26 protein-coding genes are annotated in these 25,049 nt (G+C 45.4%); 10 read left to right on the top strand and 16 right to left on the bottom strand.

What is annotated here, in order from left to right:
• The first annotated feature begins 146 nt into the window (after positions 1–146).
• Together KXZ66_RS07025 and pgl are read left to right on the top strand one after the other, a co-directional pair.
• A complete protein-coding gene (locus tag KXZ66_RS07025) occupies positions 147–1,007 on the top strand; it encodes a dimethylarginine dimethylaminohydrolase family protein (RefSeq protein ID WP_032725552.1) in 861 nt (286 codons plus the stop codon).
• An 89-nt stretch (positions 1,008–1,096) separates the two neighbouring features.
• On the top strand, positions 1,097–2,146 hold the full coding sequence (gene pgl / locus KXZ66_RS07020) for a 6-phosphogluconolactonase (RefSeq protein ID WP_070548863.1): 1,050 nt from the start codon (positions 1,097–1,099) through the stop codon (positions 2,144–2,146).
• 43 nt (positions 2,147–2,189) lie between these two features.
• Here pgl and KXZ66_RS07015 read toward each other — a convergent pair whose 3' ends face one another.
• The 10 genes from KXZ66_RS07015 to proG form a co-directional block, all read right to left on the bottom strand.
• Positions 2,190–3,179, bottom strand: coding sequence for an ABC transporter ATP-binding protein (locus KXZ66_RS07015; protein WP_003232600.1), 990 nt, complete (start codon positions 3,177–3,179; stop codon positions 2,190–2,192).
• 12 nt (positions 3,180–3,191) lie between these two features.
• Positions 3,192–4,082, bottom strand: a complete 891-nt coding sequence (gene eepC / locus KXZ66_RS07010) for a gamma-D-glutamyl-L-lysine dipeptidyl-peptidase (protein WP_128747082.1) — start codon at positions 4,080–4,082, stop codon at positions 3,192–3,194.
• Positions 4,079–5,179, bottom strand: a complete 1,101-nt coding sequence (ykfB, locus tag KXZ66_RS07005; RefSeq protein WP_038829053.1) for an L-Ala-D/L-Glu epimerase — start codon at positions 5,177–5,179, stop codon at positions 4,079–4,081. Before ykfB ends, eepC begins: the two co-directional genes overlap by 4 nt.
• Complete coding sequence (locus tag KXZ66_RS07000; protein ID WP_041850921.1) at positions 5,176–6,135, bottom strand: S66 peptidase family protein; 960 nt, start codon at positions 6,133–6,135, stop codon at positions 5,176–5,178. Before KXZ66_RS07000 ends, ykfB begins: the two co-directional genes overlap by 4 nt.
• Positions 6,136–6,222: 87 nt before the next feature.
• Positions 6,223–7,872: a dipeptide ABC transporter substrate-binding protein DppE gene (dppE, locus tag KXZ66_RS06995; protein WP_076457954.1), complete on the bottom strand. Its 1,650-nt coding sequence runs from the start codon at positions 7,870–7,872 to the stop codon at positions 6,223–6,225.
• A gap of 2 nt (positions 7,873–7,874) precedes the next feature.
• Positions 7,875–8,882, bottom strand: a complete 1,008-nt coding sequence (gene dppD / locus KXZ66_RS06990) for a dipeptide ABC transporter ATP-binding subunit DppD (protein ID WP_015715751.1) — start codon at positions 8,880–8,882, stop codon at positions 7,875–7,877.
• A 4-nt stretch (positions 8,883–8,886) separates the two neighbouring features.
• Complete coding sequence (dppC, locus tag KXZ66_RS06985; RefSeq protein ID WP_128441570.1) at positions 8,887–9,849, bottom strand: dipeptide ABC transporter permease DppC; 963 nt, start codon at positions 9,847–9,849, stop codon at positions 8,887–8,889.
• A gap of 5 nt (positions 9,850–9,854) precedes the next feature.
• Positions 9,855–10,781: a dipeptide ABC transporter permease DppB gene (gene dppB / locus KXZ66_RS06980; RefSeq protein ID WP_003245446.1), complete on the bottom strand. Its 927-nt coding sequence runs from the start codon at positions 10,779–10,781 to the stop codon at positions 9,855–9,857.
• A gap of 16 nt (positions 10,782–10,797) precedes the next feature.
• Positions 10,798–11,622 (bottom strand): D-aminopeptidase DppA, encoded by an 825-nt coding sequence (gene dppA, locus KXZ66_RS06975; RefSeq protein WP_014479576.1) that lies wholly within the window; start codon positions 11,620–11,622, stop codon positions 10,798–10,800.
• 128 nt (positions 11,623–11,750) lie between these two features.
• Positions 11,751–12,569 (bottom strand): pyrroline-5-carboxylate reductase ProG, encoded by an 819-nt coding sequence (proG, locus tag KXZ66_RS06970; RefSeq protein ID WP_015715750.1) that lies wholly within the window; start codon positions 12,567–12,569, stop codon positions 11,751–11,753.
• 168 nt (positions 12,570–12,737) lie between these two features.
• Here proG and htrA point away from each other — a divergent pair, with 168 nt between their 5' ends.
• Together htrA and KXZ66_RS06960 are read left to right on the top strand one after the other, a co-directional pair.
• Entirely contained in the window at positions 12,738–14,096 is a 1,359-nt protein-coding gene (htrA, locus tag KXZ66_RS06965) for a serine protease HtrA (RefSeq protein WP_015715749.1), read from the top strand.
• 157 nt (positions 14,097–14,253) lie between these two features.
• A complete protein-coding gene (locus KXZ66_RS06960) occupies positions 14,254–14,406 on the top strand; it encodes a hypothetical protein (protein WP_015715748.1) in 153 nt (50 codons plus the stop codon).
• Positions 14,407–14,613: 207 nt separating this feature from the next.
• On the opposite strand, the gene KXZ66_RS06955 is transcribed toward KXZ66_RS06960, so the two are convergent.
• The 4 genes from KXZ66_RS06955 to KXZ66_RS06940 all read right to left on the bottom strand — a co-directional run bounded on the left by KXZ66_RS06955 (position 14,614) and on the right by KXZ66_RS06940 (position 18,970).
• Positions 14,614–15,585 carry a glycosyltransferase family 2 protein gene (locus KXZ66_RS06955; RefSeq protein WP_015715747.1) on the bottom strand — a complete coding sequence of 324 codons (972 nt, stop codon included), beginning with the start codon at positions 15,583–15,585 and terminating at the stop codon, positions 14,614–14,616.
• An 11-nt stretch (positions 15,586–15,596) separates the two neighbouring features.
• Positions 15,597–17,765, bottom strand: coding sequence for a glycosyltransferase family 39 protein (locus KXZ66_RS06950; protein WP_041850923.1), 2,169 nt, complete (start codon positions 17,763–17,765; stop codon positions 15,597–15,599).
• 7 nt (positions 17,766–17,772) lie between these two features.
• Positions 17,773–17,919 (bottom strand): hypothetical protein, encoded by a 147-nt coding sequence (locus KXZ66_RS06945; RefSeq protein WP_120363335.1) that lies wholly within the window; start codon positions 17,917–17,919, stop codon positions 17,773–17,775.
• 100 nt (positions 17,920–18,019) lie between these two features.
• On the bottom strand, positions 18,020–18,970 hold the full coding sequence (locus tag KXZ66_RS06940) for a ring-cleaving dioxygenase (protein WP_041344800.1): 951 nt from the start codon (positions 18,968–18,970) through the stop codon (positions 18,020–18,022).
• A gap of 387 nt (positions 18,971–19,357) precedes the next feature.
• Here KXZ66_RS06940 and steT point away from each other — a divergent pair, with 387 nt between their 5' ends.
• The 6 genes from steT to spoIISC all read left to right on the top strand — a co-directional run bounded on the left by steT (position 19,358) and on the right by spoIISC (position 23,830).
• The gene (gene steT / locus KXZ66_RS06935) at positions 19,358–20,674 is read left to right on the top strand and encodes a serine/threonine exchanger (RefSeq protein ID WP_041850924.1); all 1,317 of its coding nucleotides are present in this window, start codon (positions 19,358–19,360) and stop codon (positions 20,672–20,674) included.
• A gap of 275 nt (positions 20,675–20,949) precedes the next feature.
• Positions 20,950–21,567, top strand: coding sequence for a DUF47 domain-containing protein (locus KXZ66_RS06930; protein WP_003218470.1), 618 nt, complete (start codon positions 20,950–20,952; stop codon positions 21,565–21,567).
• Positions 21,568–21,579: 12 nt separating this feature from the next.
• Positions 21,580–22,581 (top strand): inorganic phosphate transporter, encoded by a 1,002-nt coding sequence (locus KXZ66_RS06925; RefSeq protein ID WP_003232642.1) that lies wholly within the window; start codon positions 21,580–21,582, stop codon positions 22,579–22,581.
• A 109-nt stretch (positions 22,582–22,690) separates the two neighbouring features.
• The gene (gene spoIISA, locus KXZ66_RS06920) at positions 22,691–23,437 is read left to right on the top strand and encodes a toxin-antitoxin-antitoxin system toxin SpoIISA (protein ID WP_003244695.1); all 747 of its coding nucleotides are present in this window, start codon (positions 22,691–22,693) and stop codon (positions 23,435–23,437) included.
• Positions 23,437–23,607, top strand: a complete 171-nt coding sequence (gene spoIISB / locus KXZ66_RS06915) for a three component toxin-antitoxin-antitoxin system antitoxin SpoIISB (RefSeq protein ID WP_003232646.1) — start codon at positions 23,437–23,439, stop codon at positions 23,605–23,607. Before spoIISA ends, spoIISB begins: the two co-directional genes overlap by 1 nt.
• 85 nt (positions 23,608–23,692) lie before the next feature.
• Entirely contained in the window at positions 23,693–23,830 is a 138-nt protein-coding gene (spoIISC, locus tag KXZ66_RS06910; protein ID WP_003232648.1) for a three component toxin-antitoxin-antitoxin system antitoxin SpoIISC, read from the top strand.
• A gap of 37 nt (positions 23,831–23,867) precedes the next feature.
• On the opposite strand, the gene KXZ66_RS06905 is transcribed toward spoIISC, so the two are convergent.
• Together KXZ66_RS06905 and KXZ66_RS06900 are read right to left on the bottom strand one after the other, a co-directional pair.
• A complete protein-coding gene (locus KXZ66_RS06905; protein WP_151870277.1) occupies positions 23,868–24,761 on the bottom strand; it encodes an N-acetylmuramoyl-L-alanine amidase in 894 nt (297 codons plus the stop codon).
• Between the two features lie 12 nt (positions 24,762–24,773).
• Entirely contained in the window at positions 24,774–25,037 is a 264-nt protein-coding gene (locus tag KXZ66_RS06900; RefSeq protein WP_003232653.1) for a phage holin, read from the bottom strand.
• Positions 25,038–25,049 lie beyond the last annotated feature (12 nt).

Below are 25,049 nucleotides of genomic sequence, written 5' to 3'. Positions count from 1 at the left end.
TTGATGTCTGATCTTTTAGCTAAATGCACTTATATTCTCCTATTAAACAATATTCTCTTCCATTTGTCTAAAATTTAAAATGGTTTAATGATTTTCATGATGAGGGAATAATAAATGTATTCTTCACACTTTAGGAGGAAAAACAAATGGACGTATCCATCCCGAAATCTCAGCACAAAACGGTATGCCGAACGGAATACGGTACACTTCAGAAAGTGATCTTATGCAAACCTGAGCACATGACCATAAAAGATGTTATAAACGAAACACAAAAACATTTTGAAGATGACAATATTCATGTAAAAACCGCAAACGACCAGCACAGCCGCTTAGTGGAAGCACTTAGGTCACACAACGTTGAGGTCATCCTTTTACCCGTTCGCGACGGGCTCCCAGAACAGGTTTTCACTAGGGATATAGGGTTTGTCATCGGAGAAAAAGCCTTTCTGTCAAGCATGACTGAACCGATTCGCCAAGGAGAAGAAGCCGTTATAAAAGATTTTTTTCACAGCCAAGGTATCTCTTATACCCGCATGCTTGATACGAGTATTGAAGGCGGAGACGTCATTATCGATGATGACATTGTCTATGTCGGAATCAGCCAGCGCACCGACATTTCAGCTATCGGCCAGCTGGAAGAGGCACTTCCTGAATATACGATCGTTCCAGTGAAGCTTCATGAAAAATTTTTGCATTTGGACTGCGTATTTAACATTGTATCTGAAAGCGAAGCGTTAATTTATCCACAGGCCATTGAGCCAGATGCAGCCGATATGCTAGCAAAACGTTATGATCTTATTGAGGTGCCCGAGGACGAACAATTTACGCTTGGCACCAACGTCCTTTCAATCGGAAAAAAAACGATCATCAGTCTCCCTGGCAACCGCCATGTCAATCAACAGCTATCGAAAAGAGGCTATCACATTATCGAAATTGACCTGTCAGAAATTATTAAATCAGGCGGCTCCTTCAGGTGCTGCACAATGCCGCTGATTCGAGGCGAATGAAGAATCTTCCCCTTTTTCATGTTTTGAACAGCTTATTTTATCAAGATACGTTAATATAGAGGTGACATCATTTTTAAGGGGGAAATCGCATGACAAAATACATAGGATATGTCGGGACGTATACAAAAGGCGGAAGCGAAGGAATTTATTCATTTGAGCTTGATACTGAGAAAAAAGCACTCAGCGAGCCAAAGCTGGCCGCTAAGCTGGGCAACCCGACATATGTGGCGCCGAATAAAAACAACACCATCCTTTATTCCATCGAAAAAGCAGACGGCCAAGGCGGAGTTGCTGCCTATCAAATAGATAAAAACAGCGGCGAGTTGACATTTCTGAATCATCAGTTAATTGATGGCCCTTCGCCATGTCACGTAAGCATTGATGATCAAAATCAATTCGTCCTGACTGCCAATTATCACAGCGGGAAGGTACACGTTTTTCCGGTTCAGGAAGACGGCAGCTTGCAATCACCTGTTTCAGAGGCCGCTCACACAGGAAAAGGGCCGCACGAAAGACAAGAAAAACCGCATACACACTACGCGGGGTTCACACCTGAACACAATTATGTGGTAGCGGTTGATTTAGGTATAGATAAGCTGTACACCTATAAGCTGAATGACGGCGTGTTGACTGAATCCGGAAGCCATTCCTTCGCTCCCGGTGCAGGACCTCGCCATATCGCTTTTCATCCGAAAGAAAAATACGCTTATGTCATGACAGAATTAAGCAATGAAGTGATTGCGCTTGAATACAACCCGACAGCCGGCGAATTTAGAGAAATCCAAGTCGTTTCTGCCATCCCTGATGATTTTACAGATAACAGCCAGGGAAGCGCAATTCATGTCACGCAGGATGGACGTTTTGTTTATGTCGCAAACCGCGGCCATGACAGTATCGCCGTATTTGAAGTGAATCAATATTCAGGAGAGCTGGCTTTCGTAGAAAGAGTGTCGACAGAAGGAAACTGGCCTCGTGACTTTGTACTTGACCCAACGGAAGGGTTCCTCGTTGCTTCAAATGAAGAAACAGGCAACCTTGTCTTGTTTGAAAGAGACAAAGAAACCGGCCGATTGACACTCCTCCCATCAACGGTTTCTGTCCCTTACCCGGTTTGTGTAAAGTTTTTACATCAAGTATAAAACAAATGGAGTGGCTCTAGTAAAAAGGAGCCACTCTTTTTATTTATCTCACTTTTTCCTTCGTTTCAGCATTTCGATACAAATGGCAAGCGACAAAACGGCCGGGTTCGATTTCTTGAAGCTGGGGACGAGATTCTCCACATTCAGGCATCGCCTCCGGACAGCGGGTACGAAACACGCAGCCGCTTGGCGGATTGACCGGGCTCGGCAGCTCTCCTTTTAAGAGAATACGCTCACGCTTGTCCTCCAATTCAGGATCTGGAATCGGAATCGAGGACAAAAGCGCCTTTGTATAGGGATGGAGCGGTTCACGATACAAGGTGCCGCTCTCTGTAATTTCCATCATGTGCCCTAAGTACATAACACCGATCCTGTCACTGATATGCTTCACCATCGAAAGATCATGGGCAATGAATAAAAACGTAAGCCCTTTCTCTTTTTGAAGCCGCTTCAGCAGGTTGACCACCTGCGCTTGAACAGAGACATCAAGTGCAGAAATCGGTTCGTCTGCCACGATAAATTCAGGATTCAGCGACAGTGCTCTCGCAATCCCGATTCTTTGCCTTTGCCCGCCGCTGAATTCATGCGGATAACGGCTGCCAAAATCGGGGTGAAGCCCAACTGCCTCAAGCAGCTCGTCCACGACGAGAAGCCGCGCTTTATGGGTATTGTAGAGATTGTGAATCTCCATCGGCTCCAAAATAATTTCTCGAACGGTCATGCGCGGGTTAAGTGAAGCATAAGGGTCCTGAAAAATCATCTGCAGTTTGCGGTTGAAGGCAAACTGCTCTTTTTCACTCAGTGCATGAAGATTTGTGCCGCGGTATGTCACGCTTCCTTCTGTCGGCTGATAAAGGCGCATCAGCACTCTCCCCAAGGTTGATTTCCCGCACCCTGATTCCCCGACTAGCCCGAACGTTTCTCCTTCACGAATCTGAAAGGTGACCCCGTCGACGGCTTTGACTGTCCGCTTTTTCCCTGCGTCAAAATGCATTTTCAGCTGGCTGACCTCTAACAAAGGCAGTGGCGTCATTTGTCTCCCTCCTTATTCTGAAAAACAGCGGCGCACCGCACAAAGTTCTTTTTCATAGATTGTCTCTTTTAATGTAATGATTTCGATTGATTTTCCTGTCTTTGGAGAATGAAGCATTTTCCCGCCGCCAACGGAGAGACCGACGTGATGAATCGCTCCTTTTCCTTCCTCATAAGCAAAAAACAGCAGGTCACCTGCTTTCATATCATCAAGCGGGACACCCTTCCCCGCCTTAGCCTGATCTCCCGCATCACGGGGGATGCTATATCCATTCGCCTTAAATATACTGTACATAAATCCGGAGCAATCAAACCCAAACCCGCTGATCCCTCCCCATAGGTAGGGAAGGCCAAGGAAAAACGCACCCGTTTGAATGATGTCTTCAGCAGTCCCTTTCTGTTTGCTGACAGGCACTGCATCACTTTGCTTCACAAACCTTTCTCCCAAAACAGTCGAAACCTTAAAATATCCGTTTTCTTTTGCAATAAAGGGGAGAACCGTCAAAAAGCTTAATTCGATCTCCTTTTCCCCATTGCTTCTGTACAAAAAGGCAGCAGGTTTGCTGATCATCACATCGTGTTGTGTATCGATGGGCATAGATTTTTCCAGCTGGTTCTTTTTCATCCAACCTGGGTATCCGCGCGGATCCTTTCGGGATGGCTGGCTAGGCACGATCACAGAAACCCATTCCCCCTGTTCCGCCGTCACAAGTACCTTTTCGCCAAAGAGAACCTGAGTTTGGATTACATTGTCTGTACATAATCCAAGCCGTTCATCATACGTCATGCGCTCCAGCCAGTCTCTGATCCTTACAGTCGGTTGAAGCATGAATTGATCAGACGGACGCGGTGAATCAGGCGCTGTCCAGATGTTGGCCACTGCTGATATGACAGTGTGCATCATTGCTCTTTTCCCCCTTTCAAAAGCGCAGTCCCGGTGATTCCGAGGCCCGGTTTGCCAGGCATCGAAATCGTGCTGCCGCTATATGTTATGCCGCCTTTGAATACATCTGTTTTCAGCATCAGCGGCGCGTCAAAATCAAAGCGTGTGATGTTTCTCTTGCTTGCCGCAAAATGCGCCGCGGCCGTAATGCCCAGCTTCGTTTCGATCATGCTGCCGACCATACACTCCACCCCGCAGGCCTCCGCCATGGCATTAATTTTCTCTGCTCCGCTGATGCCGCCCGCTTTCATCAATTTAATATTGATCAAGTCTGCGCTCCGGGTTTGCAGAACTTCGAACGCCTGGCGCGGTGTAAAAACACTTTCATCAGCCATAATCGGCGTATCTGTTGCATCTGTCACCTTTTTAAGCCCAGCGAGATCATCTTTATGGACAGGCTGCTCGACAAGCTCAATGCCTAGACCCGCATCCTCCATTTTCCGAATGGCAGTTACCGCTTCCTTCGGCGTCCACCCCTGATTAGCGTCTAAACGCAGTTTCACAGCTGATCCGACACGTTTTCTGATTTCCTGGATACGGGCAATATCTGTTGCAATATCATCTTTTCCGACCTTTATTTTCAGCGTTTGAAAGCCTTGTTTGAGATAATTCTCGGCATCAGCTGCCATCTCTTCAGGTGAGTTGACACTGACGGTATAATCTGTTTCCAGCGTATCTCGATATCCGCCAAGCATTTGATAAAGCGGCAGCCCGCACATCTGCGCCCAGCCGTCGTATAGCGCCATTTCTACAGCAGCCTTCGCGCTCATATTTCCTGTAAGAAGATGCTGGATGTCGTGCAGAATGGCCTCACAGCCGGACAGGCTTTTTCCAAGCAATGCCGGCTTCAACACATGGTGGATGGCACTTTCAATGCTATCCATGCTGTCTCCTGTAATCACTAACGTCGGGGGTGCTTCTCCCCATCCGACTGCACCGCTGTCATAAGTAATCCTTACTATGACTGATTCAGCCGTATACACAGTGCGAAGCGCGGTTTTAAACGGCTTTGTCAGCGGGACAGCGATTCGGCTTGTTTCGATTCGAATGATTTTCATGTCTTCAGCGCCCCTTCTGAAACGCCTGCCTCTATTACGACTGTTTTTTCTGCTGTATTCATAGCAGCTTTCGCACCGATCGGAACGGCAATACTTGGCGAGCAGTGGCCGATTTTAAATCCTCTCAGAGCAGGCCTGCCCGCAGAAATAATATAGTCTTCCAGCACCTGCTCAAGCGAGAGAGACTTCTCTCGCTTCATCGGGACACAATTGTGAAAATCACAAACTAGAATTCCCGCAGCGTCCGTCAGCTTCCCCGCCATTTTCAGCTGATTCAGCATCCGGTCGATTTGATAAGGCTCCTCGTCAATATCTTCAATAAACAGAAGCTTTCCTCTCGTATCAATTTCAAATGGCGTGCCCAGTGTAGACGTCAGCAAAGACAGATTTCCCCCGACAAGCTCGCCTTCCGCTTTTCCAGGAACAAGCGTGGTCAGCGGAGAAAGCTCTTCTGTATAGGTGAATTCCGTCTCCTGGAAGAGCTGCTTATATGACGCTTTTGTCAGCGGGTGAACGTCGTCAAGGCCAATATCCGAGCTGAGCATTGGGCCATGGAAGGTGACAAGACCTGTGTTTTGATGAATGGCAGTATGTAAAAACGTAATATCGCTGTATCCCCAAAAGATTTTAGGGTGTTTGCGGATCAAGCTGAAATCAATGCTCGCGGCGATACGTCCTGTCCCAAAACCCCCGCATGCGCACAACACTGCTTTTACCTCCTCGTCTCTGAACATCTCATGGAGATCCGCCAGCCGCTCATCATCCTGTCCCGCTAAATAGCCGTGCTGGTTTTTCAGCGCCTTGCCCAGCTTTACCTGAAGACCGAGCTCTTCTAAAAATAAAAGCGCGGTGTCAAGCTTTTTTGGATCCGGCGGACTTGCGGGCGCGATCACTCCGACTGTATCACCCTTTTTCAGCGCTTTCGGCTTGTAATTCAACGAAAACACTCCTTTCATTTGCTCTGCACCCTACGTATACGTGCAAGAAAGAGAAAAAATACCGCTCCTTCGCATAAAGAAGCAGTATTTCCTCAATCACCGCCATCAGTTTTTATCTGCCCATTTTAAATCGATATAGCCGACAGGGTGACGGACAATTCCTTTTACTTGTTCATTTTGCAGGTGAACCTGATTATAAAAATAAACCGGAATGATCGGCGCTTCATTGATGAGCAGCTCTTCAGCTTGATGCATAAGAGAGTACCGTGTTTTTTCATCGGCTTCATTTTTCGCCTGTTTGATCAGCTGATCGTATTCTTTATTGGCCCAGCCTGTGCGGTTCATCGAATTTCCCGTTTGAAAGGCTTCCAGAAAACTGATAGGGTCCGCGTAATCAGGCAAAAATGAGCTTTGAGAGAATTGGAATTTCAGCGCTTTTTGATCCTCTAAAAATACGTTCCATTCCATATTGGCCAGCTTTACATCGACTCCAAGGCTATTTTTCAATTTTTGCTGAATAGCTTCGGCAATCTTTTTATGCTCCGGCTTTGTGCTGTAAGTAAGCGTGATCGCAGGAAGCTTATTATAGTTTTCTTCCTTCATGCCCTTTTCGAGCAGCTGCTTCGCTTTGCTTTCGTTAGGCTTGATCAGGTCTCCGCCTGCTTCACGGAAATCTTTGCCGTCAGGCTGCGTAAACCCAGGCGATACAAAGGCGCGCGCCGGTTTTTCATTATTTTTCGTGACATACTTTACAATTTCCTCTTGATCCACAGCCATCGCAAAGGCTTTTCTGATGTTTTCATTTTGAAACGGCTCCATGTTGACATTAAATCGATAGAAATAGAGACCCGCCTGGTCAACAATATTGACGTTATCCTGATCAAGCAGCTGATCACTCAGCTCAGCAGGGACATAAGCGGTATCAAGTTCCCCTGATTGAAACATCTGGTAATCTGTATTTCTGTCACTGACCATCGCCCATTTCACCTTATCAAGTTTCACTGTATCTTTATCCCAATACGTGTCGCTTTTCTCCATTGTGATGCTGTCATCATGCTTCCATTCCGTCAGCTTAAACGGGCCGTTTCCGACAAATGTATCCGCCTCAGCAAACCACTTTGGATTGTCTTTATCGACCTTTTCATTTACCGGAAAATACGCAGGATTGGACACAACGCTCAGAAAATATTTTTGCGGTGCTTCCAGTGTAACTTCAAGGGTTCGATCATCCTTTGCCGTCACCTTCACATCATCTTTTTTCCCTTTCCCGCTGTTATATGCTTCGCCGCCTTCAATAAAATAACCTAGGAATGCCGATGAAGCGCCTTTTTTCGGATCAAGCATCCGCTTCCACGCGTATTCGAAGTCTCCGGCTGTTACAGGATCTCCGTTTGTCCATTTCGCATTTTCCCGAATCGTAAATGTGTAGGTTTTATTATCTTTCGAAACAGACCATTTCTCCGCCATTGCCGGCTCGGGCTCATGATCTTTGCCAAGACGCGTCAGCCCCTCCATGATGTTATTTAACGGCTGCCATGACACATTATTAAAGCCGATCGGCGGATCGAATGAAGTCGGTTCATTTTCATTATTTACATACAGCACCTTTTCTCCGCTGGTTTTTGCCTTATCATGACTGCCTTCTTTTCCGGCCTGTTCATTTGCTGTGCACCCCATCAGCGCAAACGAAAGTCCTAATGCAAGACCCATGCCCCATAGCTTTTTCACTCGTTTCATCCTCTTCCCCCTTTTCATGTTCAATCCTTCGCATCCCCTGACAGCACCGCATGCTCTGCTCGTTGATCCTGCAGCCAGCAGTTGACGGTGTGCGAGTCAGATCTGATCGTCTGGCCCGGGTACACCCTGTCACACACAACCATCCTGTTCGGACAGCGGGCGGCAAACGGGCAGCCCGGCGGAGGCGAAAATAAATCCGGCGGCGTTCCGTCGATTGGGATCAGCTCAGCGCCATCTAAATCCAGCCGCGGAACAGAAGCCAGCAGTCCTTTTGTATAAGGGTGCTGCGGCTGATAAAAAATATCTTTTCTCGTGCCGATTTCCGCGATTTTCCCCGCATACATGACTGCGACTCTGTCAGCTACCTGGGCAACGACCCCTAAATCATGTGTAATCAGAATGACAGACACATTCGTTTTTCTCTGAATCTCTTTAAACAGCTCTAAAATCTGTGCCTGAATGGTTACATCCAGGGCGGTGGTCGGTTCATCCGCAATTAAGATGTCAGGCTCGCAAATCAGCGCCATCGCAATGACAATCCGCTGTCTCATGCCGCCGCTGAATTGGTGGGGATATTGCTTTAGGCGCTCTTCGGGATCTGGAATACCAACCAATGACAGCATGGAAAGCACCTCTTTCCGTGCCGCTTTTTTGCTCATTTTTTTGTGGCGCAATAGCGCTTCCCCCAGCTGGTCGCCGACAGTCAGCGTAGGGTTTAACGCCGTCATCGGGTCTTGAAAAATCATAGAAATGTCGGCTCCCCTGATACCTCTCATTTCTTTGTCAGAGAGACGGCAAAGGTCTTTGTTTTTAAATAGAATGCTGCCGTCTGTCACCTTCGCCGAATAAGGCGGAAGCAGGCCCATGATGCTTTGGGAGGTAACGCTTTTGCCGCAGCCGGATTCGCCGACGATCGCAAAGGTTTCTCCTTGATACAAATCAAAGCTCACCCCTCTGACCGCCTGAACCGTCCCGCCGTAAGTCGTAAAAGACACGTGCAGATTTTGGACTGACAGAACTTTTTCCATACAGCTACCTCCTCAGCTTAGGGTCAAGCGCATCCTGCAATCCGTCCCCCAGCACATTAAACGCGTACATCGTCAGAGATATGAAAAAGGCCGGAAAAAACAGGCGCCACCAATGCCCAGATAAAATCGTAGGCAGGCCGTCATTCGCCATCACGCCCCAACTTGCAAACGGAGCCTGTATGCCGAGGCCGAGAAAGCTTAAAAATGATTCTGCGAATATGGCGGCAGGTACGGTTAATGTCATTTGTACGATGATCGCCCCCATAGTATTCGGCAGCAAATTCTTTCGGATGATGCGAAAGGTTTTCGCGCCAAAGGTTTTCGAGGCGAGTACATATTCATAATTTTTAATCTGAAGCACCTGGCCTCTTACAATTCTCGCCATGCCGACCCACCCGGTCACAGTCAGCGCCACAATAATAGTGCCCAGTCCCGGTCCCATGAGCACCATCAGCAAAATGACAACAAGCAGGTACGGCAGGCCGTACAGCACTTCGATAATCCGCATCATAATGCTGTCAATCCTGCCGCCTTTATAGCCGGCAACGCCTCCGTAAATGACACCGATCAAAAAATCAATCAGTGCTGCCATCACGCCGACAAACAACGAGATTCTCGCGCCATACCATGTTCGGGTAAACACATCCCGGCCGAGTTCATCGGTGCCGAACCAATGATCGGCTGAGGGCGGAAGATTTTGTTCTGTCAGCGATTGGCGTACGACACTATGGGGCGATAAAAAGGGCCCGATAACTGCCATGACAAAAAGAAATAAAAGAATAAAGAGTCCGGCCATCGCTAATTTATTTTTTTTCAGCCTCCTCCAGGCATCCTGCGTGTATGATAAACTCGGCCACTTGACCGAATCGGCTTCCCGATTTTTTTCCTGATTCGAGACAAACCACTCATCAGGCACCTGATTGTGCTGTTCTGGCTGGCGTTCATCCGTTTGTACAGGGAGATTCACACGCTTCACCCTTTCTTATGCAGTTTAATGCGCGGGTCTAAGAGACCGTAGGCCAAATCGACCAAAAACAGCATGATAATCAGAATGACGCTGTAAAAAACGGTCGTTCCCATAATCACGGGATAGTCCCGCTGATTAATGCTTTCAACAAAATATTTTCCCATTCCCGGAATGGCAAAGATTTTTTCAATGACAAAGCTTCCTGTTAAGATGCTGGCGACGAGTGTGCCCAGGACGGTAATGACGGGCATGAGTGCATTTCTGAGTGCGTGTTTTACGATAATTTTGAACGGAGAAAGCCCTTTTGCTTTTGCTGTGCGGATATAATCCTGTGTCAGAACTTCAACCATGCTCGAGCGTGTCAGCCTGGCAATGATCGCCATTGGCCCTACAGCAAGCGCTGCGGTCGGAAGCACCATATGAATCGGGCTCGTCCATGTCGCAGCGGGAAATAGTTTGAGATTGACAGCAAATTGCTGAATGAGCAATGTTGCCAGAATAAAATTCGGGATGGAGATGCCGAGTACTGCAAGACTCATCGCAGCGTAGTCCAAAAAGCCATTGCGGCGGAGTGCAGCGATTACGCCCAGCACCAGCCCAGAAATCACAGCAATGACAATCGCTGTCATCCCAAGCTCAAAGGAAACGGGAAATCCGCGTTCCAGCATATCATTTACACTGTCCGACGGTTTTTTAATTGAAGGTCCGAAATCGAATGTAATGATGGATTTTAAGTAGAAAATGTATTGGAAAATGAGAGGATCGTCTAAGTGATAGTAGGCTTCAAGATTTTTTTGAACGGCTTCATTTGTGCCTCTCTCCTCGTTAAAAGGAGATCCGGGAATGACCTTCATGAGAACAAAAGTCAGGGTGGTAATCACCAAAATCGTAGCTGCCATTGCCCAAAAACGCTTTATCATGTATCGCGCCAAAGCCTAAAACACCCCTTTAGCAGAATGATGTCCGCATCGCAAGCTCAGTCATGACAAGCATCGCCTGATAGGCTTCAAGCATGTCCTTCGCCTGAAATTGAACGGTTGTAGTTCCCGTCTTGATTTCCGTTCCCGGCATCAGATTCGCCCATTCTGCTTGGCCATAATTGGCGAATTCAATGCTCAGAACTGGCCTGTCAGGCGGGGTGAGCGGCTTGACTTTGTCCTTGTTTTGCAGGGCAAACGCGGTTTTTTCTGTCAACAGCCGTCCGGCTTTCGCAGGGGACAAGCACTTCACTGCGGATCTTGAAATGGTTTGTTTGACTGCGGCTGTCGTCACGTTCGGGATAAGCTCTTCCGCTTCCTTCGCCGCCCGGTCATCCCCGGCTACCATTAATACCGGGACATCATAATAACCGGCAACGTATGCATTTAATCCAAGCTCACCGACAGGCCGATCGTTTATGTAAAAATGACGGACGCCGAAAATCATGCTGTGTGACATGACACCGGGAGTCGAGGCTCTCGCATGATAACCGAGAAACAAAGCGCCTGTAAACGTATCATCCAGTCCCTCCACCATTGAAAATGGTTTGACGTCACCAGAAATCAAGTCTGCTTCAGGGTGAAGCTTTTCAACCATCAGATTATTCATCTTCGAATGGCTGTCATTGACCAGCACCTCGGTACACCCGCTGTTAAACGCTTCAGCAATACAGTAGTTTGCTTCTTCAGTCATGATAAGCCGTCCGCGTTCATAATTCCGCTTGCCGGAATCCACAAAGGTATCGTCCGGAAGACCCGAAATACCTTCCATATCTACTGACATGTACAATTTCATAACGCTCCTCCTTTTTTACTAAATTATGAATATTCTAACAAATTATATTAAAAAAAGAGGAAAAATGCAATATAACTGGGGAAAATCTCAACCACTCAGTGATAAAAAAAGAATCCTCTTTCAAGGATTCATATCTGTTTACCAACCTGTTCTGTAAGCAGTTCATATTTTTTCAGGGTTCTTTCAAACACCTCATCAAAAACGTCCGGCACAGAGGCGCGTATCACCTCAGCTCCCTCTCCCGTTATTCCGCCTTTGGTTGCGACACGTTCCAGCGTCTCCTCGAAAGACATATTTTTTTCGATCAGCATCTTGCCAGTTCCGTATAGCGAATGAATCAGAAAATCAAAGGCTTCTTCTTTGGACAGACTGCTGTTTCTGACGGCAGACAGTGCCAGTTCTTCGAAGATTGCAGCTATGAATCCCGGTGCCGAGCTCGTTAAATTGCTGGCCGCATCAACATTCGATTCTTTGATTTCTCGTACACGGCTGAAAACCGATAACAATTCATTCAGATGCTCTTTCTTCTCCGCAGCCAGTGCTTCACTGTGAACGACAAGTGAGATGCCAGCTTCTGCTTCGGACGTAATGGCAGGAATAACACGTGAGATACCCGCTTCTGTTTCTGCCTCCAAAAGACGCAGCGGCACACCGGCAGCTATGGATACGATGTGAGTATTTCTGTTCACATACGGGTGCAGACGGCGCATTGTTTCGATGACATGGAGCGGCGGGACGCATATCAAAATCAATTGGCACGTATTTGCCCAATTCTCCAACGGATCAGCCGATACGTTTGGATAATCTGACATGAGTGCCCGCAGCCGCTCCCCCTTCGTTCTCGTCTCAATAAATAGCTCATTCTCTTTTATTTGTTCATGTTTCAACAGCTGTCTGGCGATCATATCCGCCATGCTGCCATATCCAATCAATCCAATCTGTTCCATCGACTCAGTCCTTTCATATACAATATGAAGTGTACCGTTTTCCGCACTTTTTCACAATTTCCCATAATCTTTTCATTTTTATCCCACAGTTTTTGTTTATGATAAACTCAAGTCATAAACCTATCAATATAAATAGACATGTGAAAATAGAGAAACGGAGTGAACATGATGGATAACTATCGTGATGAAAACAGAACGAAAGGTAATGAGAATGAGGTCTTTTTAACGAAAGAGAACGATCAGAGCACCTCCTACTCGGCCCGCAATGTCATTCATGATCAGGAGAAGAAAAAACGAGGATTCGGATGGTTCAGACCGTTGCTTGGCGGAGTGATCGGCGGCAGTCTTGCCCTTGGCATTTACACGTTTACACCGCTTGGCGACCATGATTCTCAGGACACTGCAAAACAATCATCCAGCCAGCAGCAAACGCAATCTGTTACAGCAACAAGCACCTCCTCTGAATCTAAAAAAAGCTCATCAAGCTCAAGCAGCTCATCTGCATTCAAGAGCGAGGACTCTTCTAAAATCTCAGATATGGTAGAAGACCTTTCACCAGCGATTGTCGGCATTACAAATCTTCAGGCACAATCAAACAGCTCTTTGTTCGGCTCTAGTTCTTCTAATTCCAGCGAAGATACAGAAAGCGGTTCAGGGTCAGGTGTCATTTTCAAAAAAGAGAATGGCAAGGCTTATATCATTACAAATAACCATGTCGTAGAAGGGGCATCATCACTGAAGGTATCTTTATATGACGGCACTGAGGTTACTGCAAAGCTGGTAGGCAGTGACTCGTTAACTGATTTAGCCGTCCTCCAAATCAGTGATGACCACGTCACAAAAGTGGCAAACTTCGGTGATTCATCTGATCTCAGAACAGGCGAGACCGTTATTGCGATTGGGGATCCGCTTGGAAAAGATCTGTCCCGCACAGTAACACAAGGAATTGTTAGCGGCGTGGACAGAACGGTTTCAATGTCTACATCAGCCGGCGAAACGAGCATTAACGTCATTCAGACAGACGCAGCAATTAATCCAGGTAACAGCGGCGGTCCTTTGTTAAATACAGACGGCAAAATTGTCGGCATTAACAGTATGAAAATCAGTGAGGATGATGTTGAGGGTATCGGATTTGCCATTCCAAGCAATGACGTAAAACCGATTGCTGAAGAACTGCTTTCTAAAGGACAAATTGAACGTCCATATATCGGTGTCAGCATGCTTGATCTGGAACAAGTGCCGCAAAATTACCAAGAAGGCACACTCGGCCTGTTCGGCAGCCAGCTGAATAAAGGTGTTTACATCCGTGAGGTCGCTTCAGGCTCTCCTGCTGAAAAGGCCGGATTAAAAGCGGAGGATATTATCATCGGCCTAAAAGGTAAAGAAATTGATACAGGCAGTGAATTGCGCAATATCTTATATAAAGACGCAAAGATCGGTGATACCGTTGAAGTGAAAATTCTCCGAAACGGCAAAGAAATGACGAAAAAAATTAAACTGGATCAAAAAGAAGAGAAAACTTCGTAAGACATAATGCCTCAGGCCGCAAAAGCGGTCTGAGGCTTTTTATTAGATAAAAGACCTAATTGTTCTATGAAACTTTCTGACGAGATATCCGTATATCATACAGATTGACATCATTCTCATCAGATGCTAGAAACATCGTTTGCTAGGAGGCATGAACATGAAAACCGTGGGACTGAGTATGATCTGCGCAGGATTGGCTTTTCTTTTGCTGAGCTTTCTTCTATCTGAATCGACGTTGACGTGGGGAATTGTATTGGGTACCAGTATTCTATTAAACATAACTGGTACGGCTCTAATCATGCGTTTCTGAAAAGCCCCCCAATATAACAGCTGACTTGCAGCAAAGCCGATGACGAAATCTTTAAGTTTTGCTGTTTTTATTTCGGCATGACTGAACCGCAGTACAAGCTCACAATCTCTTCTTTACCCAATCTCCATATATCTATCTGCATCTTTTGCTTTAGATCGTGCGCAGTGCATAAAAACCCCCTGTCCGTAACGGACAGGGGGTTTAAGGTTATGACATATGCTGGTCTCTATAGAGTCTTTTATTTTCAATTCCATACGATTTTTGGACGATGTAAAGCGGCCTGTCTTTGGCTTCATCGTAGATTCTGCCGATATATTCGCCGATCACGCCCAAAATCAGAAGGACAATGCCGCTGAACAGGAGCTGGATCACAATAAGTGATGACCAGCCGGTAATCGTGCTGTCTGTGAATAGCTTCAGATACAGCACGATAAACATATACAGAAATCCAGCACCTGACATTAAAATCCCCGCATAGCTTGCCAGCTTCAGCGGTTTATGTGAAAATGTCGTGATGCCGTCCATTGACAGCTTCAGCATTTTCTTGAGCGGGTACTTTGTTTCTCCGGCGAGCCTTTCATCACGTACATACTCGACCGCTGTCTGTTTAAAGCCCACCCAGCTGACTAGCCCTCTGACAAATGGATTTTTTTCTTTTAATCTCTTCATTTCATCACAGACTTTTCTGTCCATGAGACGAAAATCCCCCGTATCAATCGGGATATCAATATCTGTCATACCGCTGAGAAGCCGGTAAAACATAGCCGCGGTTTGTTTTTTGAAAAAGGTTTCCCCTTTTCGTTTAGTCCGCACGGCGTACACGACCTCATAGCCTTCCTTCCACTTTTCAATCATATCTAAAATCAGTTCAGGAGGGTCCTGCAAATCGGCGTCAATGACGACGATTGCATTCCCCTGTGCATAATCCATACCCGCCGTAATGGCGATCTGATGTCCAAAATTCCTTGAAAAATCAATAATTTTCACTCTCGGATCGATCAGGCTGTGCTCTCTTAAAATCTCAATACTGCGGTCTTTGCTGCCATCGTTGACAAAAAGCAGCTCGTAGTTTTCCTTCGTTTGATCCATGACCTCTTTTAAGCGCTGATAGGTTTCATGAATGACAAGCTCTTCATTATACACAGGTACAACAATTGAATATTGAATATGTCTGCTCATGTTTTTGCCTCCTATTCATCAGCATGTAGTTCGTATAATGTTGCTGACTGATTCATTCCGCCAGGTCCGCCCATTTTTCCGTTTTTACCTGAAGCCTTGCTGCTTGATGTATCAGCTGAATCAGTATTTTCTGTTTTTTGATCAGAACTTGATTGCCATTTTTCTGATGCTACTTCTTTTCCATTTTTCTCAACCCATTCAACAATGTCATTGTTTCCGCCTCTTCCCATTCCAGAAGCCAAGAAGTATTTCACTTTTCCTTCTTTTACAAGCTTTTTGAATTGAGTCAGCGTGATCGCCGGGTCAGAACCGCTGAATCCGCCAATAGCCATGACAGCTTTTTTCGTTTTAATGATATATGGTGCCGCTGTGTTCGAATCGGTTGTGGCGAATAGGTATTCAGCTCCGGAGTTATTCTCCTCTAGATATTTGATCAGTTTTTCATTTACAGTCGCATCAGACATTCCCATGCCTTTTCCGCTCATTGATGCGAGCTGAGGGCCTGTTTCAGGCAGTGAGCTGTTGCCTCCGTACAGAAGTGGTGTACTTGCCCAATAAATCGGCATCACCAACAATGCGAGGAGAGCTGCAAGTGAAATATAATAACTGAACGGTTTTTGGCGCTGTTTAAACAGCAGCAAAGCAATCGCTGACAACACGCCGATAACACCTACACCGATGCTCCAGCCTGCACCGATTTGATCGTTGTAGTTTCTGAGAATAAACAATTCAAATCCAGTTGTCGCAATAATTGCTCCTGGCAAAAGCCATGCTTTCCAGCCTGTCTGATTGCGATACAGATGAACAAGGGCGACCCATCCCGCACCGACAAGAGCAGCAATCGGAGGCGCCAGCATAATGAGATAATAATGGTGGAAAAATTCTGCGACACTGAAGAATCCGGCAATCGGTACAAGCCACGCAACCCAGAACACCGTTTCCTTCTGCTCTATAGATAATCTTCTTCTTTCTCTCGCGCCTGCGATCAGTAAGCCTGCGATTCCAAATATCGCAAATGGCAGAAGCCAGCTGATTTGATCAGATAACTCTGTTTGGAAAAGCCGCAGTGGACCAGGTGTTCCCGTTCCAAACATCCCTGAACCTGATTGCATTTTCGAACCGGTTCCTGTACCGCCTTTCCCTCCGTCTCCGCCAGGTCCGCCTTGGCCGCCATCTCCGCCGCTTGGAGGGCCTCCTTGACCGCCGCTTGGCATTTCTCCTCCGCTTGGCATTTGGCCATTGGATGGAGGTGCCGTCATATTGCCATTTGAGGATTTACCATCATTTGATGAGCTGCTGCTTGATGACTGATTAGGCGGTGCTTGAGTGTTATCAGAAGAAGACATTTCTTTTGAAGCGTCTTTGTTTGGCGCACCCTGGACGCCGCCTGAATTTTGGCCTGTCAGCCGCTGGATTCCGTTATAGCCGAAAGCCAATTCCAAAACAGAGTTGGTTTGGCTGCTTCCGATATAAGGCCGCTTGCTTGCAGGGATATTGTCGACAATGAGCGGCCACGATAACGAAACGGCTGCTAATACGGCTAACGCACTTACCAGCGAAATGATTTTTTTCTTCACCGCGGCATTTGCCGCAATCAAATAGAACAATAGGAAGGCCGGTAAAATCATGTAAGCCTGCAGCATTTTTGTATTAAAACCTACTCCAACAACGAAAAATGCTGCTAACAGCCAGATCAGCTTTCCTTTTCTGATCGCTTTAAAGAGAAGCCATGTAGCAAGCAATAAGAAAAATACCAGTAATGCATCAACATTGTTTGTACGTGCTACAGCTACAGCAATCGGTGTACATGCCATGATGAAAGAGGCAATTCTTGCTGCTGTCTTACCGAATGTCGGTTTTATTAACAGATACATTAAAAGGACAGAACCTACACCAGCAAGTGCCTGAGGCAGGATGACGCTCCAGCCGTGCATACCGAATATAAGTGCGCTGATGGTTTGTATCTGGAACGTAATAGGCGGTTTATCAACCGTTATAAACCCCGCCGCGTCGAATGAGGCATAGAAAAAATTATGAAAGCTTTGCATCATACTTGTGACTGCAGCGGTGTAATAAGGATTCACCGTATCATCATTCCAGATGTTATAGATATTTAAGAATGCAGATGCGAGCAAAATGAGGATGAGGAAAATATCCAGCTCGCGTTTTTTCTTTTCCACGTGTTTTTCACTCCTTTTTGTCTAACTTGGGAATAGTGTAACAAGCAAATATGAATAAACTATTAATAAACAAAGACAATATTTTTGCCGAGGTCATTCCATACCAATCACCCATATTTGCAAAGGGTTTTAAGCCATTTCTCCCAATCAGCATCTGATATTTCCTCCCTAATAAGGCATGCTGTTTAGGTCAAAATTAATTATGGTAATAAAAAAAGCCCTCCGGCGGCGCCGGAAGGCAAATGAATCACAATTTATTGGATCGGTTTCAATTTCGCTTCAATTTCTGCTCTTCGATGCTCTAGATATGGCGGAAGAGCAATCGTTTGGCCAAGCTCGTCAAGATTTTCATCTACCATAAAGCCCGGTCCGTCCGTTGATAACTCGAACAAAATGCCGTTCGGTTCTCTGAAATACAGCGCCTTGAAATAGTAGCGCTCCACAATGCCGGAATTGCTAAAGCCTTCGCGGCTGATGATCCGGTGCCACCCGGCAAGTTCTTCTTCATCTCTTACCCGAAATGCGACATGGTGAACACTCCCTTTGCCTTGACGCTCGCGCGGAAGATCGTTTCTTTCTATTAAATGGATTTCCGTTGCAGCACCGCCTTCTCCTGATTCCAGAATAACGGCGGTTCCTTGCCCTTCGACTGGTTCACGGCTGATTTCTGTAAATCCAAGAATATTCGTCAATACGTGTAAGGTTGGTTCAGCATATGGCACAGTCAGTTCAATCGGCCCTAACCCGCGAAACGAAAATTCTTCCGGAATGCCGCTCTGTTTAACAGGCAGGCCATATCCTTTTCCTTCCTCATCAGCAGTCAGCACAAGTCGCTGCCCTTCATGATCTTGAAATGCCAATATGTCACGTCCAGCTCTTTTGGATATACCGCTGTGCGTTACTTGCTGCTCTTCAAAACGTTCTTTCCAGTAATGCAGGGCTTCTGTGCTTGGAACGCGCAATCCAATAGAAGAAATACTGTTTGTTCCCGCATGAAACGGTGCAATGCGGGGAATCTCGAAAAACGTCAGCTCAGTTCCCGGGTTTGCCACTTCATCTCCGTAGAACAGATGGTACATTGTCGGTTCATCCTGATTGACGGATTTTTTCACGAGCTTTAATCCTAATACTTTCTTATAGAAATCCAAGTTTTTTTGTGCGTCGGCCGTTAATGCCGATACGTGGTGAATGCCGTTAACTTTCATATGCTGTCCCTCCAGGTTATTTTATCTCGATTTCGAGATATCATATCATAATTGTATATTTATTGTTCTAATAACAAAGTATTTTATTCGCATGAGAAAGTCAACATATCAGCTTCACCGAAGGTTCGTTCATTTTCTGAATTCTCATCTCCCCTCTGTACCGGCTAAAATCCAAAACATAAAACACGAACTTTACAAATTAAAATCATGAAGTTTATTCGTTTATAGATCGTTAAAACAGGTGTTTCCACAGTTTTATCTGCTGTACACAAAGCAAATTTCGAAAATCAGAAAATTTATTTTATTTCACTTTTCTAAAATAGGGTTTACAATATGAAAAAATAGATTCTTCAACATGAAGCTTCAACATCATAGGAGGTTAAGGACATGCATACTGAAGACAACGGTTTGAAAAAAGAGATAGGCCTCTTGTTTGCCCTTACTCTTGTCATCGGAACCATTATCGGTTCTGGTGTTTTTATGAAGCCCGGCGCTGTGCTTGCTTATTCAGGTGATTCAAAAACGGCGCTTTTCGCCTGGCTGTTAGGCGGTATTTTAACACTGGCGGGCGGTTTGACAATCGCGGAAATCGGAACGCAGATTCCAAAAACCGGCGGGCTTTATACGTACCTTGAAGAAGTGTACGGCGAGTTTTGGGGATTTTTGTGCGGCTGGGTGCAGATTATCATTTACGGTCCGGCGATTATCGGCGCGCTGGGTTTATATTTTGGATCTTTAATGGCGAATCTTTTCGGCTGGGGATCTGGACTATCAAAAGTCATTGGAATCATAGCAGTTCTCTTTTTATGCGTCATTAATATTATTGGTACAAAATATGGCGGTTTTGTCCAAACGCTGACAACGATCGGAAAACTGATTCCGATTGCCTGCATCATCATCTTTGGCCTTTGGAAAGGCGATCAGCACATCTTCACAGCAGTAAACGAAAGCATTTCCGATATGAACTTCGGGGCGGCTATTTTAGCTACGTTGTTTGCTTATGACGGATGGATTCTCCTTGCCGCTCTCGGCGGAGAAATGAAAAATCCCGAAAAGCTGCTTCCACGCGCTATGACGGGCGGATTATTAATTGTAACGGCGATCTATATTTTCATTAATTTTGCATTGCTTCACATCCTGTCAGCGAACGAAATTGTCACGCTTGGTGAAAATGCGACAAGCACCGCTGCAACCATGCTGTTCGGTTCAATTGGCGGAAAGCTGATCAGTGTAGGGATTATCGTCAGCATCTTTGGGTGCTTAAATGGAAAGGTGCTTTCTTTCCCGCGTGTTTCATTTGCAATGGCGGAACGCAAACAGCTTCCATTTGCTGAAAAACTGTCACATGTACACCCGTCGTTCCGCACACCATGGATTGCGATTTCTTTTCAAATTGCTTTGGCTTTGATTATGATGCTGATCAGCAACCCTGATAAGCTCTCAGAAATCTCCATTTTCATGATCTACATTTTTTATGTGATGGCCTTTTTTGCAGTGTTTATTCTCCGTAAGCGAGCAAAGGGAGAAAAGCGCGCCTACAGTGTTCCGCTTTATCCATTTATGCCAATTCTGGCAATCGCGGGCTCCTTCTTTGTGTTAGGCAGCACACTCATTACAGATACAATGAGCTGCGGATTATCCATCCTCATCGGCCTTGCCGGACTGCCTGTCTATTACGGGATGAAAAAACGAAAAGCAAGCTGATAAAACGGTTCCCTTGTTTAGGGAACCGTTTTTTGGTGAAACAGAAGATAAAAGTTGACAGGAAAAACACAACTTTTGATATACTTTTTACGTTAAGCAGAAAGTTTTTGCAAACTTGGGTCGTTTTTTTAAAGCGAAGTAGGTCAAAATAAGGAGACACGATTTATCAAAAAAGTCAAGATACGTTTTTTTCGACTTTACCTGTTTTTTTTCGACAAAAGGCTATATAATAATTTGATGTGTGCATTGTTCATTCAAACTATGGAGGGTTTTTAATGATAAGAAGAAAAAAAGATAAGTTCTCACTCCTTTTAACAGAAATTGCAAAGAACATAGACGAAACTGCAGAATATTTTGTGAATTTTAAGGTCACTAACCAAACGACTCTTAAAGAATTTGCAGATACGTTAAAGGAATATGAAACAAAAGGTGACAATCATGTTCATGTCATGATTAAAGAGCTTAACAAAGCGTTCATCACTCCTATTGAGCGCGAAGATATCCTTCAGCTGACAAACAGCTTGGATGATGTGCTTGACGGAATCGAACATTTCTCTGCCATGATGGAGATTTTCTCAATTACTTCATCAGACGAGCATATTGATAAATTCAGCGGATATATCAGAGAATGCGCGAAAGAGATTTTGATTACGATCGAGCTGCTGGCAGAAAATCGCTTAAAGGATATTCAGCCTCACGCAATCAAAATTAAAGAGTATGAGCACAGTTGTGACAACTTGCACAGAAAATCATTAAAGAATCTTTTCGGAAATGAAACAGATCCAATCAAAGTCATTCAATATCGTGAAATATACGAAACGCTTGAAGAAATCGCCGACTCTTGTCAAAGTGTTGCCAATAATCTTGAAACCATCATTATGAAAAACGCGTAACGAGGGGTAAAAATGGATATTCTATTAATATTAACGATACTAATAGTCATTTGTGCTCTGGCGTTTGATTTCATCAACGGGTTTCATGATACGGCAAACGCAATTGCGACTTCGGTATCAACAAAAGCGTTAAAACCACGCCATGCCATTATATTGGCTGCTGTGATGAACTTTGTCGGAGCAATGACGTTTACAGGTGTTGCCAAAACCATTACGAAAGACATCGTAGATCCTTATACGCTGGAAAATGGCTCTGTTGTCATTTTGGCTGCGCTACTCGCTGCAATTGCCTGGAACCTTATCACATGGTACTACGGTATCCCAAGCAGCTCATCCCATGCCATCATCGGCGCTATTGCCGGTGCAGCCATTGCGGCAGCCGGATTTGCAGCGTTAAACTATAAGGGCTTCATTAAAATCATTGAAGCACTGATTCTATCACCAATTATTGCCTTTGTCCTTGGTTTTATTCTTTATAGCATCGTTAAGCTGATTTTCAAAGACAGCAACTTGGCGAAAACGAATAAGCAATTCCGCAGAGTGCAGATTGTAACAGCTGCCCTGCAATCGTATACACACGGAACAAACGATGCGCAAAAAGCAATGGGAATTATCACAATGGCTCTCATCACAGCGAATTTACATACTTCTGCTAATGATATTCCTACCTGGGTGCAATTCGCCTGCGCGACAGCCATGGGTCTCGGAACATCAATCGGCGGCTGGAAAATCATCAAAACCGTTGGCGGAAAGATCATGAAAATCCGCCCGGTAAACGGTGTTTCCGCTGACTTAACCGGAGCAGCCATTATTTTCGGCGCCACATTTATTCATTTGCCGGTCAGTACAACCCACGTCATTTCTTCATCAATTCTTGGCGTCGGTGCGTCACACCGGGTAAAAGGCGTAAACTGGGGTACGGCCAAGCGAATGCTCATTACATGGGTCATCACGCTTCCGATTTCAGCGACACTTGGTGCCATCGCCTACTTTATTTTAAATATGATATTTTAATGTCACACCGCTTCTGTCAAAGGAGCGGTTTTTTTGATGGAACAGGAAAACCATCCGGATCTCTCGAATACAATAAGCAGAACCTATTTCAGATGTGAGGGATTCGAATATGGTTTTATTCTTTCAGATCATGGTCTGGTGCATCGTGGCCGGACTGGGGTTATACGTGTATGCCACGTGGCGTTTCGAAGCGAAGGTCAAAGAAAAAATGTCCGCCATCCGGAAAACTTGGTATTTGCTGTTTGTTCTGGGTGCTATGGTATACTGGACATATGAGCCCACTTCCCTATTTACCCACTGGGAACGGTATCTCATTGTCGCAGTCAGTTTTGCTTTGATTGATGCTTTTATCTTCTTAAGTGCATACGTCAAAAAACTGGCCGGCAGCGAGCTTGAAACAGACACAAGAGAAATTCTTGAAGAAAACAACGAAATGCTCCACATGTATCTCAATCGGCTGAAAACATACCAATACCTATTGAAAAACGAACCGATCCATGTTTATTATGGAAGTATAGATGCTTATGCTGAAGGTATTGATAAGCTGCTGAAAACCTATGCTGATAAAATGAACTTAACGGCCTCTCTTTGCCACTATTCGACACAGGCTGATAAAGACCGGTTAACCGAGCATATGGATGATCCGGCAGATGTACAAACACGGCTCGATCGAAAGGATGTTTATTACGACCAATACGGAAAAGTGGTTCTCATCCCTTTTACCATCGAGACACAGAACTATGTCATCAAGCTGACGTCTGACAGCATTGTCACGGAATTTGATTATTTGCTATTTACGTCATTAACGAGCATATATGATTTGGTGCTGCCAATTGAGGAGGAAGGTGAAGGATAATGGAACGTGCGTTTCAAAACAGATGCGAGCCCAGAGCGGCGAAGCCGTTTAAAATCCTGAAAAAACGTTCAACCACCAGTGTCGCAAGCTATCAAGTCAGCCCGCATACAGCAAGAATCTTCAAAGAAAACGAACGGCTGATTGACGAGTATAAACGAAAAAAAGCATGATCACACTAAAAGGACAAGGGAAAACAGCTCTTGTCCTTATTCCTTTTCTTAAAGGGTTACATATAATAAATACAAACAGAGGATAATGTCAGGTGATACAGTGAAAAAATTGGTGAGACGTGTGAAGTTTGTTGATTACGGAAGGTTTGGGCTTTCCGGGTACTCGCTTCGGGTGAGGGAGCGCAGTGCTGGAATTATTAAAAAGTTGAAGAAGAAAAAATAAATCCCGGAACCAGCTCCGGGATTTTTGTGGTCTGTGATCAGCTTAATTGCGCTGCGATCTTCGCTTTCGTCGCAGGTCCGTAAATACCGTCGGGAGTCAGGCCGTTAACAGACTGAAAACGCGCGACTGCGTCAGCAGTTTTCGGGCCGTAAATGCCGTCAATTCCGTTGTTGACAGCGCCTTTATCAGGGTAAAAATACAGAGCCGCAAGTGCTCGTTGCACCTGAAAGACGTGTTCTCCTGAGGTATAAGGTGTTGTCAATTGAATGATACCATCAGGGAGCGGATAGAGCTCGGGTTCTTCAGTGGATGATGGAGCACTTACAATTAATACTTGTCCAACGCGAATAAGATTCGGGTCTTCGATATTGTTCCACTCTTGCAGCTGAGCAACCGTAACACCAAATGCTCTCGCTATGGATGTAAGCGTGTCGCCCTGTTTCACGACGTAAGTTTGGCTGCCGCCTCCCCCAATTCCTGCTTTGAACGAATCCCACGTATCTAACAATTTTCGCGGACATTCCTTCCCTGACCAATACTTATGAGGGACGACATTGGCGAGACTGATATTTTGTTCAGCCATTAATGTTTTGATGAGCCACTGGGCATTTGCTGTTGCTTTTGCAAAATCGCCATCGGCATTTTCGCAAATTTCAATTCCAATAGAAGCCCGGTTGCCGCTGCCATTTCCGTCTCCCGCATGCCAGCCGTTTTCATTTAAAGGCAAATGCTGATAAATTTCTGTATCATCAACTGTAAAATGCCAGCTTGTCGTCGTATCAGGATTTTTCAAATAGCGGGCATGCGCTGCAGCATCTGCTCCTACTGCGGTATTCGCTGTATTGTGCACCGTAATGTAGAGCGGCGTCATTGCGTAGCCTGGACGGTTATTTGCGCCAACCGGAATAAAGTCTTGAATAATGTTAACCATTTTCATCTCTCCTTATTTCGTCAGATTATTGTCCCTTAACAAGTCGCGCTGTTTTTTCCCTTTTTCTGTTACATAGTTGTTTTTAAACCAAGCGGCAAGTGTCGTTCCAATTGTAAATGCGATGGAACCGGCTGAATAAAGAGCGTCAGCGAGCTGATTGACCTGCTCCTCCTGAATGTCCAATGGTGATTTGCCGAGCATCAACATGGTCTGGTTGATTAAAGCAATTAAAAGAAGCACCGTCCTGATGACCGTGCCCTTGTCAAACGTGTTCATGAAAATCCCCCT

This window comes from Bacillus sp. LJBS17, from assembly GCF_019334685.1.
GTDB classification, from domain to species: domain Bacteria; phylum Bacillota; class Bacilli; order Bacillales; family Bacillaceae; genus Bacillus; species Bacillus subtilis.
The sequence above is the reverse complement of the archived record's forward strand: the minus strand, read 5'-3'. Positions and strand labels throughout refer to the sequence as shown.

What these genes read in the sequence shown, in the direction of transcription:
- KXZ66_RS07025 (WP_032725552.1), top strand. Translation starts at nt 147, where the DNA reads ATGGACGTATCCATCCCGAAATCTCAGCACAAAACGGTATGCCGAACG.
- pgl (WP_070548863.1), top strand. Translation starts at nt 1,097, where the DNA reads ATGACAAAATACATAGGATATGTCGGGACGTATACAAAAGGCGGAAGC.
- KXZ66_RS07015 (WP_003232600.1), bottom strand. Translation starts at nt 3,179, where the DNA reads ATGACGCCACTGCCTTTGTTAGAGGTCAGCCAGCTGAAAATGCATTTT.
- eepC (WP_128747082.1), bottom strand. Translation starts at nt 4,082, where the DNA reads ATGATGCACACTGTCATATCAGCAGTGGCCAACATCTGGACAGCGCCT.
- ykfB (WP_038829053.1), bottom strand. Translation starts at nt 5,179, where the DNA reads ATGAAAATCATTCGAATCGAAACAAGCCGAATCGCTGTCCCGCTGACA.
- KXZ66_RS07000 (WP_041850921.1), bottom strand. Translation starts at nt 6,135, where the DNA reads ATGAAAGGAGTGTTTTCGTTGAATTACAAGCCGAAAGCGCTGAAAAAG.
- dppE (WP_076457954.1), bottom strand. Translation starts at nt 7,872, where the DNA reads ATGAAAAGGGGGAAGAGGATGAAACGAGTGAAAAAGCTATGGGGCATG.
- dppD (WP_015715751.1), bottom strand. Translation starts at nt 8,882, where the DNA reads ATGGAAAAAGTTCTGTCAGTCCAAAATCTGCACGTGTCTTTTACGACT.
- dppA (WP_014479576.1), bottom strand. Translation starts at nt 11,622, where the DNA reads ATGAAATTGTACATGTCAGTAGATATGGAAGGTATTTCGGGTCTTCCG.
- proG (WP_015715750.1), bottom strand. Translation starts at nt 12,569, where the DNA reads ATGGAACAGATTGGATTGATTGGATATGGCAGCATGGCGGATATGATC.
- htrA (WP_015715749.1), top strand. Translation starts at nt 12,738, where the DNA reads ATGGATAACTATCGTGATGAAAACAGAACGAAAGGTAATGAGAATGAG.
- KXZ66_RS06960 (WP_015715748.1), top strand. Translation starts at nt 14,254, where the DNA reads ATGAAAACCGTGGGACTGAGTATGATCTGCGCAGGATTGGCTTTTCTT.
- KXZ66_RS06955 (WP_015715747.1), bottom strand. Translation starts at nt 15,585, where the DNA reads ATGAGCAGACATATTCAATATTCAATTGTTGTACCTGTGTATAATGAA.
- KXZ66_RS06945 (WP_120363335.1), bottom strand. Translation starts at nt 17,919, where the DNA reads ATGCTGATTGGGAGAAATGGCTTAAAACCCTTTGCAAATATGGGTGAT.
- KXZ66_RS06940 (WP_041344800.1), bottom strand. Translation starts at nt 18,970, where the DNA reads ATGAAAGTTAACGGCATTCACCACGTATCGGCATTAACGGCCGACGCA.
- steT (WP_041850924.1), top strand. Translation starts at nt 19,358, where the DNA reads ATGCATACTGAAGACAACGGTTTGAAAAAAGAGATAGGCCTCTTGTTT.
- KXZ66_RS06930 (WP_003218470.1), top strand. Translation starts at nt 20,950, where the DNA reads ATGATAAGAAGAAAAAAAGATAAGTTCTCACTCCTTTTAACAGAAATT.
- KXZ66_RS06925 (WP_003232642.1), top strand. Translation starts at nt 21,580, where the DNA reads ATGGATATTCTATTAATATTAACGATACTAATAGTCATTTGTGCTCTG.
- spoIISA (WP_003244695.1), top strand. Translation starts at nt 22,691, where the DNA reads ATGGTTTTATTCTTTCAGATCATGGTCTGGTGCATCGTGGCCGGACTG.
- spoIISB (WP_003232646.1), top strand. Translation starts at nt 23,437, where the DNA reads ATGGAACGTGCGTTTCAAAACAGATGCGAGCCCAGAGCGGCGAAGCCG.
- spoIISC (WP_003232648.1), top strand. Translation starts at nt 23,693, where the DNA reads ATGTCAGGTGATACAGTGAAAAAATTGGTGAGACGTGTGAAGTTTGTT.
- KXZ66_RS06905 (WP_151870277.1), bottom strand. Translation starts at nt 24,761, where the DNA reads ATGGTTAACATTATTCAAGACTTTATTCCGGTTGGCGCAAATAACCGT.
- KXZ66_RS06900 (WP_003232653.1), bottom strand. Translation starts at nt 25,037, where the DNA reads ATGAACACGTTTGACAAGGGCACGGTCATCAGGACGGTGCTTCTTTTA.